We start from the raw sequence: 16,080 nt of genomic DNA on the forward strand, positions 1-16,080 counted from the left end.
GAACCCGCCAGCCCGGCGGCGATTGATGTTTTACGTGCGCATGAATGACGAATTCAGCACAATTTCTCGCACTCGACAGCGCCCGGCACATGGCGCAATCTGCTGGCCGTCGATCAATAAAAGGGCGGTGAAAGTCATGTTGCACAGCGCGTTTGCGAGCCTTCTCCACGGCAGCCGCCCCGACAGCATCGAGCAGCTATTGAACGGGGTAGAGCAGTTATTACCGATGTTCGACGTGCTGCCCAACGCCGCGATTTTTATCAAGGACATCGACGCCCGCTACGTGCTCGCCAACCGCACCCTGGTGCAGCGCTGCGGCCTGAGGCAGTTGCAACCGCTGCTGGGCAAGACCAGCGCCGAGGTGTTCCCTGCGCAACTGGGGCCGGGCTATACCGAGCAGGACAGGCGTGTGCTTGAACAGGGGCGGGTGCTGGAAGACCAGCTTGAATTACACCTCTACGGCACCCGCGAACCCGGCTGGTGCCTCACGCACAAATGGCCGCTGTACAACCGGCTCGGTGCAATCATCGGCTTGGCCGGGATTTCGGTAGACCTGCAATCGGCCAGCGAAACCCATCCGGCTTATCAACGCCTGGCGGCGGTGGATGAACACATCCGCGCCCATTTCAACCGTCGCGTGACCCTCGGTGAACTGACCCGTATTGCCGGGATATCCGTGGCGCAACTGGAGCGCTACTGCAAGCGTGTTTTCCACCTGACGCCCCGGCAGATGATCCAGAAGGTACGCCTGGAACATGCCCGGCGGCTGTTGCATACCGAGCTGCCGATTACCGAGGTGGCGTTGCAATGCGGGTACACCGACCACAGCGCGTTTACCCGCCAGTTCAAGGCATCGACCGGGTTCACCCCCAGGCAGTATCGGCAGACAACGCCAAGAGACAAGACAGACGAAAATCTAGTGTGGGAGGGGCGGTGCGACGATTCGACTTGCTCCCGATAGCTATGGGTCAGATAAACATATGCTGACTGACACACCGCTATCCACATTTTAGATTGCTGCCGGCCCTGGCTCTATTTCAATGCAACGAATGGCGCGCACGCCCCTCATATGCTTACGAGTAACCTTTAATGACCACAGGTACCGAGCTTATGACCGCGGCGAACAACGATCATGTGAACTGGCTGGTGCAACAATCCATGCTGCACGCGGCGCGGCAGCGGGCCAAGCTCTACTCCGGGCAAGGGCGCTTGTGGCAGCAGCCCTACGCGCATACCCGGCCGCGTGATGCGTCAGCCTTGTCGTCAGTGTGGTTCACCGCCTACCCGGCGTCGATTGTCACCCGCGAAGGCGGCACGGTGCTCGAAGCGCTGGGGGATGAAACCCTGTGGCATGCCTTGTCGAAAATCGGCATTCAAGGCATTCACAACGGCCCATTGAAAAAGTCCGGTGGCTTGGCTGGCACCGAACACACCCCGACCATCGACGGCAATTTCGACCGCATCAGCTTCGACATCGACCCTCAACTGGGCACCGAGGCGCAGTTGCAGGCCTTGACGCGCATGGCCGCCGCGCACAATGCGGTGATCATCGACGATGTAATCCCATCCCACACCGGCAAGGGCGCGGACTTTCGCCTCGCGGAGATGGCCTACGAGGACTACCCCGGGCTGTACCACATGGTGGAAATCCGTGAGGAAGATTGGCCGTTGCTGCCGGACGTGCTCGAGGGCCGTGATGCGCAGAACCTCAGCCCGATGCAGGTGGATGCGCTGCGCGACAAGCACTACATCGTTGGCCAGTTGCAGCGGGTGATCTTCTTCGAACCCGGTGTAAAGGAAACCGACTGGAGCGCCACGCCAGAGGTGGTCGGCGTGGATGGCAAACCACGGCGATGGGTGTACCTGCATTACTTCAAGGAAGGCCAACCGTCGCTCAATTGGCTGGACCCCTCGTTCGCCGCGCAGCAGATGATCATCGGTGATGCGTTGCACGCCATTGATGTGATGGGCGCAAAGATCCTGCGCCTGGACGCCAACGGTTTTCTCGGTGTGGAGCGCAAGCTCGATGGTACGGCCTGGTCGGAAAGCCATCCGCTGTCGATCACCGGCAACCAGTTGCTCGGCGGCGCAATTCGCAAGGCCGGTGGTTTCAGCTTCCAGGAACTCAACCTGACTGTGGATGACATTGCCTCCATGTCCCACGGCGGTGCAGACCTGTCATACGACTTCATCACCCGGCCGGCCTACCAGCACGCGTTGCTGATGGGCGACACCGAATTCCTGCGCCTGATGCTGCGCCAGATGCACACGCTGGGCATCGACCCGGGTTCGTTGATCCATGCGCTGCAGAACCACGATGAACTGACTCTGGAGTTGGTGCATTTCTGGACGCTGCACGCCCATGACACCTTCCTGTTCCAGGGCCAGACCTTTCCCGGCAACATCCTGCGCGAGCATATCCGCGAGCAGATGTACGAACGCCTGACCGGTGAACATGCGCCGTACAACCTCAAGTTCGTCACCAACGGTGTGTCCTGCACCACGGTCAGCATCATCACTGCTGCCCTGGGCATTCGTGACCTTGAGGCGATTACCGCTGCGGATATCCAGCAGATTCGCCAGATCCATTTGCTGCTGGTGATGTATAACGCCATGCAGCCTGGGGTGTTCGCGTTATCCGGCTGGGACCTGGTGGGCGCGCTGCCGTTGGCGGCCGAAGACGTGGCGCACCTGATGGCCGATGGTGATACCCGCTGGATACATCGCGGCGCTTACGATCTGGTCGACCTGAACCCCGAGGCCGAGCTGTCGGCCGGGCAGATGCCGCGCTCCAAAAGCCTGTACGGCAGCCTGAACCACCAGTTGCAGGATCCGGATTCATTCGCTTCGCAACTGCAGAAAATCCTCAGCGTACGCCGCGCCTACGACATCGCCGCGAGCCGTCAGATCCTGATACCGGATGTCGAGCATCCGGGGTTGCTGGTCATGGTTCACGAACTGCCGGCGGGTAAGGGGACGCAGATCACTGCGCTGAACTTTGGTGCCACGCCGATCACCGAATCCCTGCACCTGCCTAACATCGCACCGGGGCCGGTGGTGGATATCATCAATGAGCGCGTGGAAGGCGATTTGACAGAGGAGGGCACGTTCACGATTACGCTGGATGCCTATGAAGGGCTGGCGTTGCGGGTAGTGAGCAGCACGCCGATGTAAATGGATATTGGCCCGACGTAGGAGCGAGCTTGCTCGCTCCTACACCTGGCATTATGGCAAGCCGATCAATGATGCTTATTCTTGTGCTTATGCTTGTTGCCTTTGTGCTTGGCGCCGCCTGAGCGATGATCGCTCTCGTCATCGGCCAGGTTATTACCCAGCGCGCCACCGGCTGCACCACCGACGCCTGCGCCGATGGTCGAACCGGTGGTGCCGCCCAGGCGATTGCCAATCAGCGACCCGCCTGCCGAGCCCAAACCGCCGCCAATCGCCGCTTCGGTTTTATTGCCCTTTTGCGCGCCAACTGCGCCACCGGCGGCGCCGCCCACGCCTGCACCGATAGCCGCGCCGGTCGAACCGCCGAGCTGTTGGCCTACCACATTGCCCAACGCGCCGCCGACACCGCCGCCCAGCGCGGCAGTGCCATCTCCGGCGGCCAGGGCCCCTTGGGAAATCAGGATGCCCAATGCCAGGGCAGGGAATGTCATTTTCATTTTTTTGTACCTCAAGGGCTGTCTCAGGCGCTCACGGGTTAAAGCACGCCTGGCATTCAGATTAGAGCACATGCGGTATCACTGCGGTTTTTGCGATAGTCATTGGCGCAAGAAAAAATTTCTTGCAGCCCTCTTGAATTTCTTTTTCGCGTCCATAAATTTTTGATCACGCGATGCCGAATGCGGGTCGCGTACTAAATCACTTGGAGAAACTCAGGAGATTTTAAAATGGCTACTACCCTTTCGTTGGCCCCACTGTTCCGTCAATCGGTGGGCTTTGACCGCTTCAATGACCTGTTCGAGTCGGCGCTGCGTAGCGAGGCTCCGAATTCCTATCCACCTCACAACGTGGAAAAGCACGGTGATGACGCCTATCGGATTGTCATCGCGGTTGCCGGCCTGACCGAGGAGGATCTGGATATCCAGGTCGAAAGGGGCGTCTTGACGGTTTCCGGCGGTAAACGCGAAACCGACGATAAGGTCGCTTACCTGCACCAAGGCATTGCTCAACGTGCCTTCCGGTTGTCGTTCCGCCTGGCGGACCACATCGAAGTGCGCGGTGCAGCCCTGACCAACGGGTTGCTGAGCATCGACCTGCAGCGCGAGGTGCCTGAAGAGGCCAAGCCCAAACGCATCACGATTGGTGGCGAAACCAAGCCTGAACTGCGTCAGGTAAGTGTGCAGTAACGCAAACGGCGGTAAAAAGGCGCTCTACGGAGCGCCTTTTTTGTGCGCGTTAACCCTCGCCCTTGATCGCAAACAACTTCCTGGCTTCGGCAAAACACTTCTCGGCAATGGCCGAGCGTGGTTCGGTCTTGCGCATCACCATGCCCAGGGGCGCGAGGACGCTGGCGTCCGGCAGGTTGATGAACGCCAGGTTCTCGATCGGGCTTTCCAGGCCGCTGTCCAACGGCATGATCGCGCAGCAGAAGCCTTCGTGGATCGCCTGAAACAGTTGATAGGTGGAATCGCTTTCGAGGATGGGCTGCGGATCCAGGCCACGGCTGCGGAAACTCAGGTCGATGGATTTGCGGTAGTGCATACCGTTACTGATCATCCCCAGTGGCAGTTCGGCGGCGTCTTCCCAGCTCATTTGGGTGCCTTCGAAATGGAAGTGGCGGGTGTCGTAGAGCAGCCCGACACGGGTCTCGCCCATTTCGAAAAAATCGAGATAGTTGGGATTGACGTGGTCCAGGTAGCACACACCCAGGTCCAGCTGGTTGGTGCCCAGCGCTTCGATGATCCTGTCCGAACTCATGGATGTGAGGCTGAACTTCAGTTCCGGGAAGGTGTGGGACAAGTCCTGAATGAAACTGATCGGGTTGAAGCCGCTCAGGGGCACCAGGCCCAGGCGCAGGTTACCGACCAGTTGACCACGGCATGCGGCGGCTTCGGCAAACAGGCCGTCATGGGCGGCGAGCAGCGTCCTCGCCCAGGCCAGCACACGCTCGCCGGCTTCGGTGAAGCCTTCAAAGCGCTGGCCGCGGGTGACCAGCTCCAGGCCAAGCTCATCTTCCAGGTTGCGCAGGCGCATCGACAGGGTCGGCTGGGTGATATGGCAGCGTGCGGCAGCCTGGCCGAAGTGCCGGGTCTGCTCCAGCGCGATCAGGAATTTGAGTTGCTTTATGTCCATTAATGCACCTGCCTGGGAATAAGTGAAAAGCCGTTCATGGCGCAAGGTGCTGGAACCCCGCGCAACCCGGCGAATGAATGAGCAGACGATCTCATTGTAACGGCAGGCACGTCCAATCACCTGTATTGACAGAGTGATTGATGCACTCGATAGCAGTCCAGGGCCGGCAGTAAAAGCCGTGATAGAAACGCTCGATAACCCGGTCAGTCGTAACGATTAGACAGCCATCGTTTCAGCGCTTTAGCCTCAGGCCATTGTTTTGATAATTGCCTGCCGGAGAATCACATGAGCGTCACGTCGGATGCATTGTTTGTACCCCTGAATATTGCCGTGTTGACGGTCAGCGATACCCGCGAATATGCCAATGACACCTCCGGGCAATTGCTGGTCAGTCGCCTGCTGGAAGCTGGGCACAGCCTGTTGGAGCGCAACCTGCTCAAGGATGACCTGTACAAAATTCGCGCCCAGGTGGCGGCCTGGATCGCCGATGAGCGCGTGCAGGTGGTGTTGATTACCGGCGGCACGGGGTTTACCGGCCGCGACAGCACCCCCGAGGCGGTGGGCTGTTTGCTGGATAAGCACATTGATGGTTTTGGTGAGCTGTTCCGTGCGATCTCGATTCTTGATATTGGTACGTCCACGGTGCAGAGCCGCGCCTTGGCCGGGTTGGCCAACGGCACGCTGGTGTGCTGCCTGCCGGGCTCGACGGGTGCTTGTCGTACTGCCTGGGAAGGTATTCTGGCCGAGCAGCTCGATGCGCGCCACCGACCATGTAACTTCGTGCCGCACCTCAAGCCGGTGGCTCTGTGCGGCACGCGAGGATGAGCCGCGCCGCGCTGATGTCGGTGGAGGAGGCCATTGCTGCGTTGTTGGCCCTGGCCGAGGAGCACCGCCTGCACGACAGCGAGCCGGTGCTGCTCAGCGATGCCCGGCAACGGGTGCTGGCCAATGACCTGGTGGCGAGCCTGGACCTGCCGCCCTGGCCCAACAGTGCCATGGACGGCTACGCCCTGAACCTCACAGACTGGCACGGCCAGCCACTGCCGGTGTCGCAGCAGATCTTCGCCGGTCAAGCGCCTGAACCGCTGCAGCCCGGTACCTGTGCGCGCATCTTCACCGGCGCACCGGTGCCGGACGGGGCCAACTGCATCGAAATGCAGGAGAACGCCGAGGTGCTGGACGATGCGCGTGTGCGCTTTACCCAGCCGCTGCGCGAGGGCCAGAATATCCGCACCCAAGGCCAGGAAAACCGCGCCGGTGAGGTATTACTGCAGGCCGGCAAGCGACTCGGCCCTTTCGAGCTGGCCATTGCGGCGGCCCAGGGCTGTACCCATGTGTCGGTGGTACGCCGGCCACGGGTGGCGCTGCTGTCCACCGGCGATGAACTGGCCGAGCCGGGCACACCGCTCAAGCCTGGCTGCATCTACAACAGCAATCGCACTTTGCTCAGCCATTGGCTGGGGGCACTGGGTTGTGAGGTCATCGACGGCGGCATTCTGCCCGACCAGTCGCAACTGACTCGGCTCAAGCTGGAGCAACTGCAACAGGCGGCCGACCTGATTCTGACCACCGGCGGCGTGTCGGCCGGCGATGCCGATTGCCTCGGCCAGGTACTGCGTGAATGCGGCAAGCCATTGTTCTGGAAACTTGCGATCAAACCGGGCAAACCCCTGACCGTCGGTTCGTTTGGCCGAGTACCGGTGATTGGCCTGCCCGGCAACCCGGCCTCGGCACTGGTGACCTTCGGCTTGCTGGCCCGGGCTTATCTACTGCGTATCCAGGGCGTCGATGATGTCACGCCGATGAGCTTTGAGGTGAATGTGGGGTTTGACTGGCCCAAGGCCGGCAGTCGCCGCGAGTACCTGCGAGCCAGGATCGAGGCGGGCAGGGCGGTGCTGTATCCGAACCAGAGTTCCGGAGTGATGCTGGGGGCGTCGTGGGCGGATGGGTTGGTTGAAATTTGCGAGGGCAGCAGGTTGCAGATGGGTGATACGGCGCGGTTTATACCGTTCTCTGAGTTGTTCTGATTCGGGCACGCTAATGCCAGTTGTAGGAGCGAGCAAGCTCGCTCCTACACAGGGCGATGTACGCTTCCACATTCAGATCTAAAGCGCCCACCGCTCCTGCGCCAGTCGATCACTTTCCCGTCCTTCTACCCAACGCTCTCCAGCTGGCGTTTGCTCCCGCTTCCAGAACGGCGCCCGAGTCTTGAGGTAGTCCATCAGGAACGCGCAGGCCTCAAAGGCCGCCTGGCGATGTTGACTGGCGACGCCGACGAAGACGATGGCCTCACCCACTTGCAACGCGCCCACACGATGAACGATGCTTACCCGCTGCAACGGCCAGCGTTCGTGGGCTTGATCAACGATCAACTGCAGTGAGCGCTCGGTCATGCCCGGGTAGTGCTCAAGGAACAACGCGCTGACCTGATCGCCCTGGTTGATATCGCGTACATAACCGACGAACGTGGCCACGGCGCCAACGCCGGGGTCTTCGGCGTGTACGCTGCGGGTCAGTTCACCCAGGTCCAACAGTTCGGTCTGCACCTGAACCGGCATGGGTCAGCCTCCGGTCACTTGGGGGAAGAACGCAATTTCGTCGAAGTCTTCGATCAGCGCTTGCGGTGTGCAGAGTTCCTGGTTCAGCGCGCACATCAGGCTGGTTTCACCCAGCACCTGCTGCCAGGTCTCACCGCGGGCGCATAGCAATTGCCTGACGTCTGCAATGGTGCGCAGGGACTCATCCAATACGAGCTTTTCACCGCCAACGCCCAGTTGTTCACGGTAGCGCGCAAAGTAGTTGATCAGAATCATTGGGCGTCTCCTGCAATGAAGGTGCCTGACTTGCCGCCGTGTTTTTTCAGCAGCTGGATTCGGTCGATGACCATGCCCCGATCCACGGCCTTGCACATGTCATAGATCGTCAAGGCTGCCACGCTGGCGGCGGTCAGGGCTTCGAGTTCGACGCCGGTCTGGCCGTTGAGCCGGCAGGTGCTGAGGATCTGCACTCTGTCAGGCTCGATGGCGCGCAGTTCGAGGTGGATCGAACTGAGCATCAGCGGATGGCACAGCGGAATAAGCTCATGGGTTTTCTTCGCGGCCATGATCCCGGCGATACGTGCCACGGCAAACACGTCGCCCTTGGGATGGCCGTTGGCCTGGATCAGTTGCAAGGTGGCCGGCAACATGTGCACCCAAGCCTGGGCCTGGGCTTCGCGGGTGGTGGCGGCTTTGTCGGTGACGTCGACCATGCTGGCTCGGCCTGCGGCGTCCAGATGGGTCAGGGTAGGCGAGTGTTTGTGCATGGGGTACCTCGGGTCAACTGAGTACAAAGAAAGAGAAGCCGGCCAGCTAGCCGCCGGTCATGTTCATGAAACGCACCACCTGCACGTCATCGTTGAGCTCGAAGTTGTGTCGGTACGGCTTGATCTTCATCGACTCGAGAATGGCGTGCTCCAGCCGTTGCGGTTCACCCGGGTAACGGCGCAGCACCTCCTTGAGGTCGACCGAATGCTCGTTGCCCAGGCACAGCAGCAAGCGGCCTTCAACGGTCAGCCGCACGCGGTTGCAGGTGCCGCAGAAGTTGTGGCTGTGGGGGGAAATAAAGCCCAGGCGAATATGCGGTGCTTCGGCCAGGCGCCAGTAGCGTGAAGGGCCCTGGGTCGATTCGGCCGAGTCGATCAGGGTGTAGCGTTCGGCGATGCGCTCGCGCACTTGCGCGCTGGAATAGAAAGCCTCGGCACGGCTGTGTTCGCTGATCACGCCCAGGGGCATTTCCTCGATAAAGCTGATATCCACGCCGCGCTCGATGGCGAACGCTACCAGGTCGTTGATCTCGTGATCGTTGCGGCCTTTCATCACCACGCAATTGAGTTTGGTGTGTTGAAAACCCGCAGCATTCGCAGCGTCAATACCGGCGATGACTTTGGCTAGGTCGCCGGTGCGCGTCAGTTCGCGAAAGCGCTGGGGATCAAGGCTGTCGAGGCTGATATTCAGGCGCTTGAGGCCGGCGTCGAACAAGGGGGCTGCGAGCTTGCCCAACTGCGAGCCGTTGGTGGTCATGCACAGCTCGCGCAGGCCGGGGAGGGCGGCGATGCGCTGGCACAGGTCAACCACACCTGGGCGAATCAGCGGCTCGCCGCCGGTCAGGCGGATTTTGCGAGTGCCCAGAGTGACGAAGCTTTCAGCCAGTTGATACAGCTCCTCCAGTGTGAGGATGCGTTGGCGCGGCAGGAACTGCATGTCCTCGGCCATGCAATACACACAACGGAAATCGCAGCGGTCGGTCACCGACATTCTGAGATAGTCGACCCGGCGAGAAAAACTATCCATCAGGATTTTATCGGTCATGGAAACCTCCGGCTGCGACTCAATAAGAGCGTAGCCATGGCGTTGTTTTTGAGCGCTCGACAGAGATGGGAGCCTTATTTGATTCAAGCCTAAAGTTGTTTTTCAAGGGCGTCTAATCACTATTAACAACTGAGTGATCGATGAAATCTATAACGATTTTATTGGGGCTTTCCAGGTTCGTATCACTATGAAAAATAAAGATTTTAATCTTGATAGATGGTGTCGATGGCGTGGTCGTTATTTGTGATTAGACAGATGTTTTTGCAGGGCCTAGCCTGAGTATGTAAACCGATTTCTAGACCGTGGAAAGATCGGTGCAAACACTGTTTGCGTTCTGCAATGCCTGAAAATAACCATCAATAAAGGCTTTAAGTTAGGCGCTGCCTATGCGTGAAGTCCTGGAGAAACATCATGAGCGAAGTTGAACGTTATAAACCGTACAAGGGGGCCGCCGCCGGTTGGGGCGCGCTGATCGCGGTGACGAAAAACTGGCTGGGCAGTGAAAACGCGCTCAAGAACATTCGTGCGATGCTCAAGACCAACCAGAACGGCGGTTTCGACTGCCCCGGTTGCGCCTGGGGCGAGTCGCCGGAAAGCGGCATGGTCAAGTTCTGCGAGAACGGCGCCAAGGCGGTCAACTGGGAAGCCACCGGGCGCCTGGTCAATCCGGCGTTCTTCAACAAATACACGGTGTCGTCGCTGGCAGCGCAAAGTGACTATTGGCTCGAATACCAGGGCCGCCTGACACACCCGATGCGCTATGACGACTCCCTGGACCGTTATGTCGAAATCACTTGGGATGATGCCTTTGCCCTGATCGCCAAGCACCTAAACGAACTGGAGTCGCCGGACCAGGCCGAGTTCTATACCTCGGGCCGCGCCAGTAACGAGGCGGCTTATTTGTATCAGCTGTTCGTTCGCGCCTACGGCACCAACAACTTTCCCGACTGTTCGAACATGTGCCACGAAGCCAGCGGCCTGGGCATGGACGACAGTGTTGGCGTGGGCAAAGGCACGGTGACCTTCGATGACCTGGAAGAAGCCGACGCGATTTTCGTCATCGGCCAGAACCCCGGCACCAACCACCCACGTATGCTCGAACCGCTGCGCGAGGCGGTAAAGCGCGGAGCCCAGGTGATCTGTTTCAACCCGCTCAAGGAGCGTGGGCTGGAGCGTTTCCAACACCCGCAGCATCCCCTGGAGATGCTCACCAACGGTTCCGAACCTACCTCGTCGGCGTACTTTCGCCCGGCCTTGGGCGGCGACATGGCGGCCTTTCGTGGTATCGCCAAGTTCCTGCTCAAATGGGAACGTGAAGCCCTGGAGAACGATGGCGAGGCAGTCTTCGACCGCGCTTTCATTGCCCAGCACACCTCGGGCCTGGAGCACTATCTGGCGCAAGTGGACGCCACCTCATGGGAGCATATCGTCGCGCAATCGGGCCTGAGCCTTGAGGATATCGAGCTGGCCGCACGCATGTACCGACGCGCCAAGCGGGTGATCATGTGCTGGGCGATGGGCGTGACCCAGCACACACACTCGGTGCTGACCGTGCAGGAAATCATCAACGTGCAACTGTTGCGCGGCAATATCGGCCGGCCAGGGGCGGGGCTATCGCCCGTGCGTGGCCACAGCAACGTGCAGGGCGACCGCACCATGGGCATCAACGAACTGGCGCCGCCGGAATTGATCAACGCATTGGAAGCACGCTTTGACTTCAAGGTCCCGCGCCGCCATGGTCACAACACGGTCATGGCGATTGCGGCCATGGAAGAAGGGCGCGCCAAGGTCTTCATCGGCCTGGGCGGCAATTTTGCCCAAGCCACGCCGGACACCCCGCGCACCCACGCGGCACTGCGCAAGTGCGACCTCACCGTGCATATCGCCACCAAGCTCAACCGTAGCCATCTGGTGACGGGGCGCGAAGCCTTGATCCTGCCGTGCCTGGGCCGCACCGATATCGACATCCAGGAACAAGGCCCGCAAGGCGTGACCGTTGAAGACACCTTCAGCATGGTGCACATCTCCCACGGCCAGCTGAAACCCAAATCGCCGCTGATGCGTTCGGAACCGGCAATCATTGCCGGGATCGCCAATGCGACCCTGGGCAATCACCCGATTGACTGGCTGTGGACGGTGGCCGACTACGGCCGCATCCGCGACTTGATTGCCGACACCATTCCCGGCTTCAAGGACTTCAACACCAAACTGCTGCACCCGGGCGGCTTTCATCTGGGCAACGACGCAGCGCGACGCATCTGGAAAACCAACAGCGGCAAAGCCCAGTTTGTCTCCAGCGTGTTGCCGGCGCACCTGGTCAGCGAAGGCGTGCGCAACCTGGACGTCAAGCCGGAGCTGATCCTGCAGACCATGCGTTCCCACGACCAGTACAACACCACCCTGTACGGGCTCGATGACCGCTATCGCGGCGTCTATGGCATGCGCGATGTGGTGTTCGTCAATGAACAGGACATCCGCAAACTGGGCTACGAGCCGGGGCAGAAAGTCGACATGGTCTCGCTGTGGGGCGATGGCCGTGAGCGTCGGGTCAGCGGCTTCACGTTGATCGCCTATGACATTCCCGCCGGGCAGGCCGCCGCCTATTACCCCGAAACCAACCCGTTGGTGCCGCTGGAAAGCTATGGCGACCGCACCTTTACCCCGACGTCGAAGTTCATCGCCATCCGGCTTGAACCCGCGCCGGTCAGCAATCTGATCCAGTCCCACGGCGCTTGAGTCGTACCGGGGCGGCCAGTATGGCGCCCTGGTTTTCCCTGATCACTGCACATCCGCTTGCCCCAGGCCACCAGGCCTGAGGCACGCCGATCTGGGTGCGCGTGCGCATCAAGTTTCCATAAGGGTATTGCCATGTTAAATATCGAGGCGCTGGACCTTGCGCGAATTCAATTCGCCTTCACGGTCTCGTTTCACATTATTTTCCCCGCTATCACCATCGGCCTGGCCAGTTTCCTGGCGGTGCTCGAAGGCTTGTGGCTGAGAACCAACAACGCGGTCTACAAGGACCTGTATCACTTCTGGTCGAAGATCTTCGCCGTCAACTTCGGCATGGGCGTGGTCTCGGGCCTGGTCATGGCCTACGAGTTCGGCACCAATTGGAGTCGCTTCTCGGACTTTGCCGGCAGCATCACCGGGCCGTTGCTCACCTATGAGGTGCTGACGGCGTTCTTCCTGGAAGCGGGTTTCCTCGGGGTCATGCTGTTTGGCTGGAACCGGGTGGGGCGGGGTTTGCACTTCTTTTCCACCGTAATGGTCGCCATCGGTACGTTGATCTCGACGTTCTGGATCCTGGCGTCCAACAGCTGGATGCAAACGCCCCAGGGCTTCTCCATCGTCGATGGTCGGGTGATGCCGCTGGACTGGTTCGCCATCGTCTTCAACCCGTCGTTCCCGTTCCGCCTGGCGCATATGGCAATCGCTGCCTTTGTTGCCACGGCGTTCTTCGTCGGCTCATCGGCGGCCTGGCACTTGCTGCGTAAAAACGACACCCCGGCAGTGCGTAAAATGCTCTCGATGGCGTTGTGGATGGCGTTGATCGTGGCTCCGATCCAGGCGGTCGTCGGTGATGCCCATGGTTTGAACACTCTGGAGCACCAGCCGGCGAAAATTGCTGCGATTGAAGGGCATTGGGAAAACGTCGGTAACGGCGCGACGCCGCTGGTGCTGTTCGGTATCCCTGACATGGAGGCCGAAAAGACCCGCTACGCGATAGAAGTCCCGTACCTGGGCAGCCTGATCCTCACCCACAGCCTGGACAAACAGATCCCGGCGCTCAAGAGCTTCCCCAAGGAAGATCGGCCGAACTCAACCATCATTTTCTTCAGTTTCCGGATCATGGCCGGGCTGGGGATGTTGATGATCCTCACTGGGATACTGGGCTTGGCGTTGCGCCGTAACGGCGCGCTGTATCGCAATCGGTTATTCCTGCGCCTGGTGCTGTTCATGGGGCCGACCGGGCTGATCGCCATGCTGGCCGGCTGGATCACCACTGAAGTAGGGCGCCAGCCGTGGGTGGTTTACGGGCTGATGCGTACCGCAGACGCGGCGTCCAATCACAGCGTCACGCAACTGAGCATCTCCCTGGCGTTGTTTGTGCTGATCTACTTCTCGGTATTTGCCGTGGGTATCGGCTACATGATGAAGCTGGTGCGCAAGGGCCCGCAGCCCCATCACGACCATCCGCCACAGGGCGGCCCCGGCCAGGAACGCACACCGCGCCGTCCTCTGTCCGCTGTCACCGAGACGCTCGCGTCCGGCGACCACACCAACTGATCAAAGGGATTGCACATGGGCATTGTAGGTATAGACCTGTCGTTGATCTGGGGCGTGATCATTGCCTTCGGGGTGATGATGTACGTGATCATGGATGGCTTCGATTTGGGCCTGGGCATCCTGTTTCCGCTGATCCCGGACGAGCAGGAGCGCGACGTGATGATGAACACCGTGGCGCCGGTATGGGACGGTAACGAGACGTGGTTGGTACTCGGCGGCGCGGCGTTGTATGGGGCGTTTCCGCTGGCGTACTCGGTGATCCTGGAGGCGTTGTACCTACCGCTGATTTTCATGCTGGCCGGGCTGATCTTTCGTGGCGTGGCGTTTGAATTCCGCTTCAAGGCCAGCCCGCAGAAGCGGCATATCTGGGACATGGCGTTTATCGGCGGCTCGTTCCTGGCGACCTTTTGCCAGGGCGTGGTGATCGGCACCTACATCGCCGGCATTGCGGTGGTCAATCGCCAGTTTGCCGGGGGCAGCCTCGACTGGCTCTCGCCGTTCCCGCTGTTCTGCGGGGTTGGGTTGGTGGTGGCCTACGCGTTGCTGGGCAGCACCTGGTTGCTGGTCAAGACCGAAGGCATGCTCGAATCGCGCATGCGCCTGTTCAGCCGCTACTTGGCCTTCGCGCTGATGGCGGTGGTGGCGGTGGTGTGCGTGTGGACGCCGTGGCTGCACCCGGAAATCGCCCTGCGCTGGTTTGCCCAGGCGCACATTGTGGTGTTTGGCGGCCTGATGCTGCTGGGCGTACTGGCACTGGTGGGGCTGTTGAAAACGTTGCGCCAACACCACTCGCACTGGCCGTTCGTATTCACCCTGATGCTGGTGTTCCTGGGGTATATCGGGCTGGCCTTCAGCATCTGGCCGAACATTGTGCCGCCATCCATCAGCTTGTGGGACGCTGCATCGCCGCCTTCGAGCCAGTTGTTCATCCTGATCGGCACGCTGTTCATCCTGCCGATCATCCTGATGTACACCTGCTGGAGCTACTACGTATTCCGCGGCAAAGTGAGGATTGGCGATGGCTACCACTAAGGGTGAAAAGCCGCGGCCTGCTGGCCGTTGGTACCAGCGGGTGTTCTGGCTGATCGCTATCTGGTTCGCCAGCGTGCTCGCCCTCGGCATCCTTGCGAGTGGCTTGCGCTGGATGATGCACATGGCTGGCATGACCAGCCATTGAGGCGAGCCTGATCCAATGTGGAAGGGGCGGCACATCGTTCCATTTTTGAGATGCAGCGGCCCGGTTCAGCCACTACCTAACCCTGAACCTGATGATTAAGGTGGCTCCATTGTTTTTTCGCAGGTGTCCTACAGGCGCAAGTCGTGGATACCGGTCGGAGCGTGTCTATACAGGAAGTGCAGACACTGCCGGGCACTGTTCCGGCACACCATTCCAGGGAGGTTTATCCAAGCAAAGAGGAAATGCAAATGACTGCATCAGGTAACGCTGCAAACTTCAATGGTCAAAAGCCGACGATTGATCCCGCCGACACGGCCATGTTGCTGATCGACCACCAGAGTGGTCTGTTCCAGATCGTCAAGGACATTGATGTTCCTCAACTGCGCGCTAACGCTATCGCGTTGGCCAAGGCCGCGACCCTGTTGAAAATCCCGGTCATCACTACCGCTTCGGTTCCACAAGGCCCCAATGGCCCGCTGATCCCGGAAATCCACGAGGCCGCGCCCCACGCCAAGTACGTCGCCCGTCGCGGCGAAATCAACGCCTGGGATAACCCTGAGTTTCACGCCGCCGTCAAAGCCACCGGCAAGAAGACCCTGGTGATTGCCGGCACCCTGACCAGCGTATGCCTGGCCTTTCCGTCTATCGCAGCGGTGCACGAAGGCTACAAGGTGTTCGCAGTGGTCGATGCTTCGGGCAACCACTCCAGGCTGGCCACCGACCTGACCATCGCGCGCCTGGCCCAAGCCGGCGCGGTGCCGATCGACATCATGGGCACGCTCTCGGAGTTGCAAGGTTCGTGGAACCGTCCGGATGCCCAGGAGTGGGCGAACGTCTACACCCAGGCGATGCCGCACTACCAACTGCTGATCGAGAGCTACATCAAGGCTCAGGAAGTGGCAAACAATCACGAAGAACTAGACTCACAGCGCAAGTAAACACGCTGGGTTCTTTACCGGGCGC

16 protein-coding genes are annotated in these 16,080 nt (G+C 60.1%); 10 read left to right on the top strand and 6 right to left on the bottom strand.

Annotated elements, in window-relative coordinates:
• Nucleotides 1–136 precede the first annotated feature (136 nt).
• Together E3O56_RS18090 and treS are read left to right on the top strand one after the other, a co-directional pair.
• Nucleotides 137–961 carry an AraC family transcriptional regulator gene (locus E3O56_RS18090; RefSeq protein WP_248128671.1) on the top strand — a complete coding sequence of 275 codons (825 nt, stop codon included), beginning with the start codon at nt 137–139 and terminating at the stop codon, nt 959–961.
• A gap of 149 nt (nt 962–1,110) precedes the next feature.
• Entirely contained in the window at nt 1,111–3,174 is a 2,064-nt protein-coding gene (treS, locus tag E3O56_RS18095) for a maltose alpha-D-glucosyltransferase (protein ID WP_248128672.1), read from the top strand.
• 65 nt (nt 3,175–3,239) lie between these two features.
• Here the strand turns inward: treS and E3O56_RS18100 are convergent, their stop codons facing one another.
• The gene (locus E3O56_RS18100; RefSeq protein WP_032875586.1) at nt 3,240–3,668 is read right to left on the bottom strand and encodes a glycine zipper domain-containing protein; all 429 of its coding nucleotides are present in this window, start codon (nt 3,666–3,668) and stop codon (nt 3,240–3,242) included.
• A gap of 228 nt (nt 3,669–3,896) precedes the next feature.
• On the opposite strand from E3O56_RS18100, the gene E3O56_RS18105 reads away from it, so the two are divergent.
• A complete protein-coding gene (locus E3O56_RS18105) occupies nt 3,897–4,355 on the top strand; it encodes an Hsp20 family protein (RefSeq protein WP_103734430.1) in 459 nt (152 codons plus the stop codon).
• 49 nt (nt 4,356–4,404) lie between these two features.
• Here the strand turns inward: E3O56_RS18105 and E3O56_RS18110 are convergent, their stop codons facing one another.
• The gene (locus tag E3O56_RS18110) at nt 4,405–5,301 is read right to left on the bottom strand and encodes a LysR family transcriptional regulator (RefSeq protein ID WP_032875580.1); all 897 of its coding nucleotides are present in this window, start codon (nt 5,299–5,301) and stop codon (nt 4,405–4,407) included.
• A 285-nt stretch (nt 5,302–5,586) separates the two neighbouring features.
• Here E3O56_RS18110 and moaB point away from each other — a divergent pair, with 285 nt between their 5' ends.
• Both moaB and glp read left to right on the top strand, forming a co-directional pair.
• Nucleotides 5,587–6,126, top strand: coding sequence for a molybdenum cofactor biosynthesis protein B (gene moaB, locus E3O56_RS18115; RefSeq protein WP_005788101.1), 540 nt, complete (start codon nt 5,587–5,589; stop codon nt 6,124–6,126).
• Nucleotides 6,123–7,328 carry a gephyrin-like molybdotransferase Glp gene (gene glp, locus E3O56_RS18120; RefSeq protein ID WP_216091431.1) on the top strand — a complete coding sequence of 402 codons (1,206 nt, stop codon included), beginning with the start codon at nt 6,123–6,125 and terminating at the stop codon, nt 7,326–7,328. Before moaB ends, glp begins: the two co-directional genes overlap by 4 nt.
• 78 nt (nt 7,329–7,406) lie before the next feature.
• Here glp and moaE read toward each other — a convergent pair whose 3' ends face one another.
• Genes moaE through moaA form a run of 4 tightly spaced genes read right to left on the bottom strand, consistent with a single transcriptional unit; the run spans nt 7,407 to nt 9,650 of the window.
• Nucleotides 7,407–7,859, bottom strand: coding sequence for a molybdopterin synthase catalytic subunit MoaE (gene moaE / locus E3O56_RS18125; RefSeq protein ID WP_078821300.1), 453 nt, complete (start codon nt 7,857–7,859; stop codon nt 7,407–7,409).
• Nucleotides 7,860–7,862: 3 nt separating this feature from the next.
• On the bottom strand, nt 7,863–8,114 hold the full coding sequence (gene moaD, locus E3O56_RS18130; protein ID WP_078821301.1) for a molybdopterin converting factor subunit 1: 252 nt from the start codon (nt 8,112–8,114) through the stop codon (nt 7,863–7,865).
• Entirely contained in the window at nt 8,111–8,605 is a 495-nt protein-coding gene (gene moaC / locus E3O56_RS18135; RefSeq protein WP_103734433.1) for a cyclic pyranopterin monophosphate synthase MoaC, read from the bottom strand. The genes moaD and moaC overlap by 4 nt, the downstream gene beginning before the upstream one ends.
• Before the next feature lie 46 nt (nt 8,606–8,651).
• A complete protein-coding gene (moaA, locus tag E3O56_RS18140) occupies nt 8,652–9,650 on the bottom strand; it encodes a GTP 3',8-cyclase MoaA (protein ID WP_078821303.1) in 999 nt (332 codons plus the stop codon).
• A gap of 411 nt (nt 9,651–10,061) precedes the next feature.
• On the opposite strand from moaA, the gene E3O56_RS18145 reads away from it, so the two are divergent.
• The 5 genes from E3O56_RS18145 (at nt 10,062) to E3O56_RS18165 (ending at nt 16,055) form a co-directional block, all read left to right on the top strand.
• Nucleotides 10,062–12,386 (top strand): FdhF/YdeP family oxidoreductase, encoded by a 2,325-nt coding sequence (locus tag E3O56_RS18145; RefSeq protein WP_032875563.1) that lies wholly within the window; start codon nt 10,062–10,064, stop codon nt 12,384–12,386.
• A gap of 132 nt (nt 12,387–12,518) precedes the next feature.
• Nucleotides 12,519–13,940, top strand: a complete 1,422-nt coding sequence (locus tag E3O56_RS18150; protein WP_248128673.1) for a cytochrome ubiquinol oxidase subunit I — start codon at nt 12,519–12,521, stop codon at nt 13,938–13,940.
• Between the two features lie 15 nt (nt 13,941–13,955).
• Nucleotides 13,956–14,972, top strand: coding sequence for a cytochrome d ubiquinol oxidase subunit II (cydB, locus tag E3O56_RS18155; RefSeq protein ID WP_248128674.1), 1,017 nt, complete (start codon nt 13,956–13,958; stop codon nt 14,970–14,972).
• Nucleotides 14,959–15,117, top strand: a complete 159-nt coding sequence (locus E3O56_RS18160) for a DUF2474 domain-containing protein (protein ID WP_103734436.1) — start codon at nt 14,959–14,961, stop codon at nt 15,115–15,117. Before cydB ends, E3O56_RS18160 begins: the two co-directional genes overlap by 14 nt.
• Nucleotides 15,118–15,365: 248 nt before the next feature.
• Nucleotides 15,366–16,055 carry an isochorismatase family protein gene (locus tag E3O56_RS18165; RefSeq protein WP_005788122.1) on the top strand — a complete coding sequence of 230 codons (690 nt, stop codon included), beginning with the start codon at nt 15,366–15,368 and terminating at the stop codon, nt 16,053–16,055.
• The last annotated feature ends 25 nt before the right edge of the window (nt 16,056–16,080 follow it).

The sequence above is a fragment of the Pseudomonas sp. W2Aug9 genome (assembly GCF_023127755.1).
Lineage (GTDB): Bacteria > Pseudomonadota > Gammaproteobacteria > Pseudomonadales > Pseudomonadaceae > Aquipseudomonas > Aquipseudomonas synxantha_A.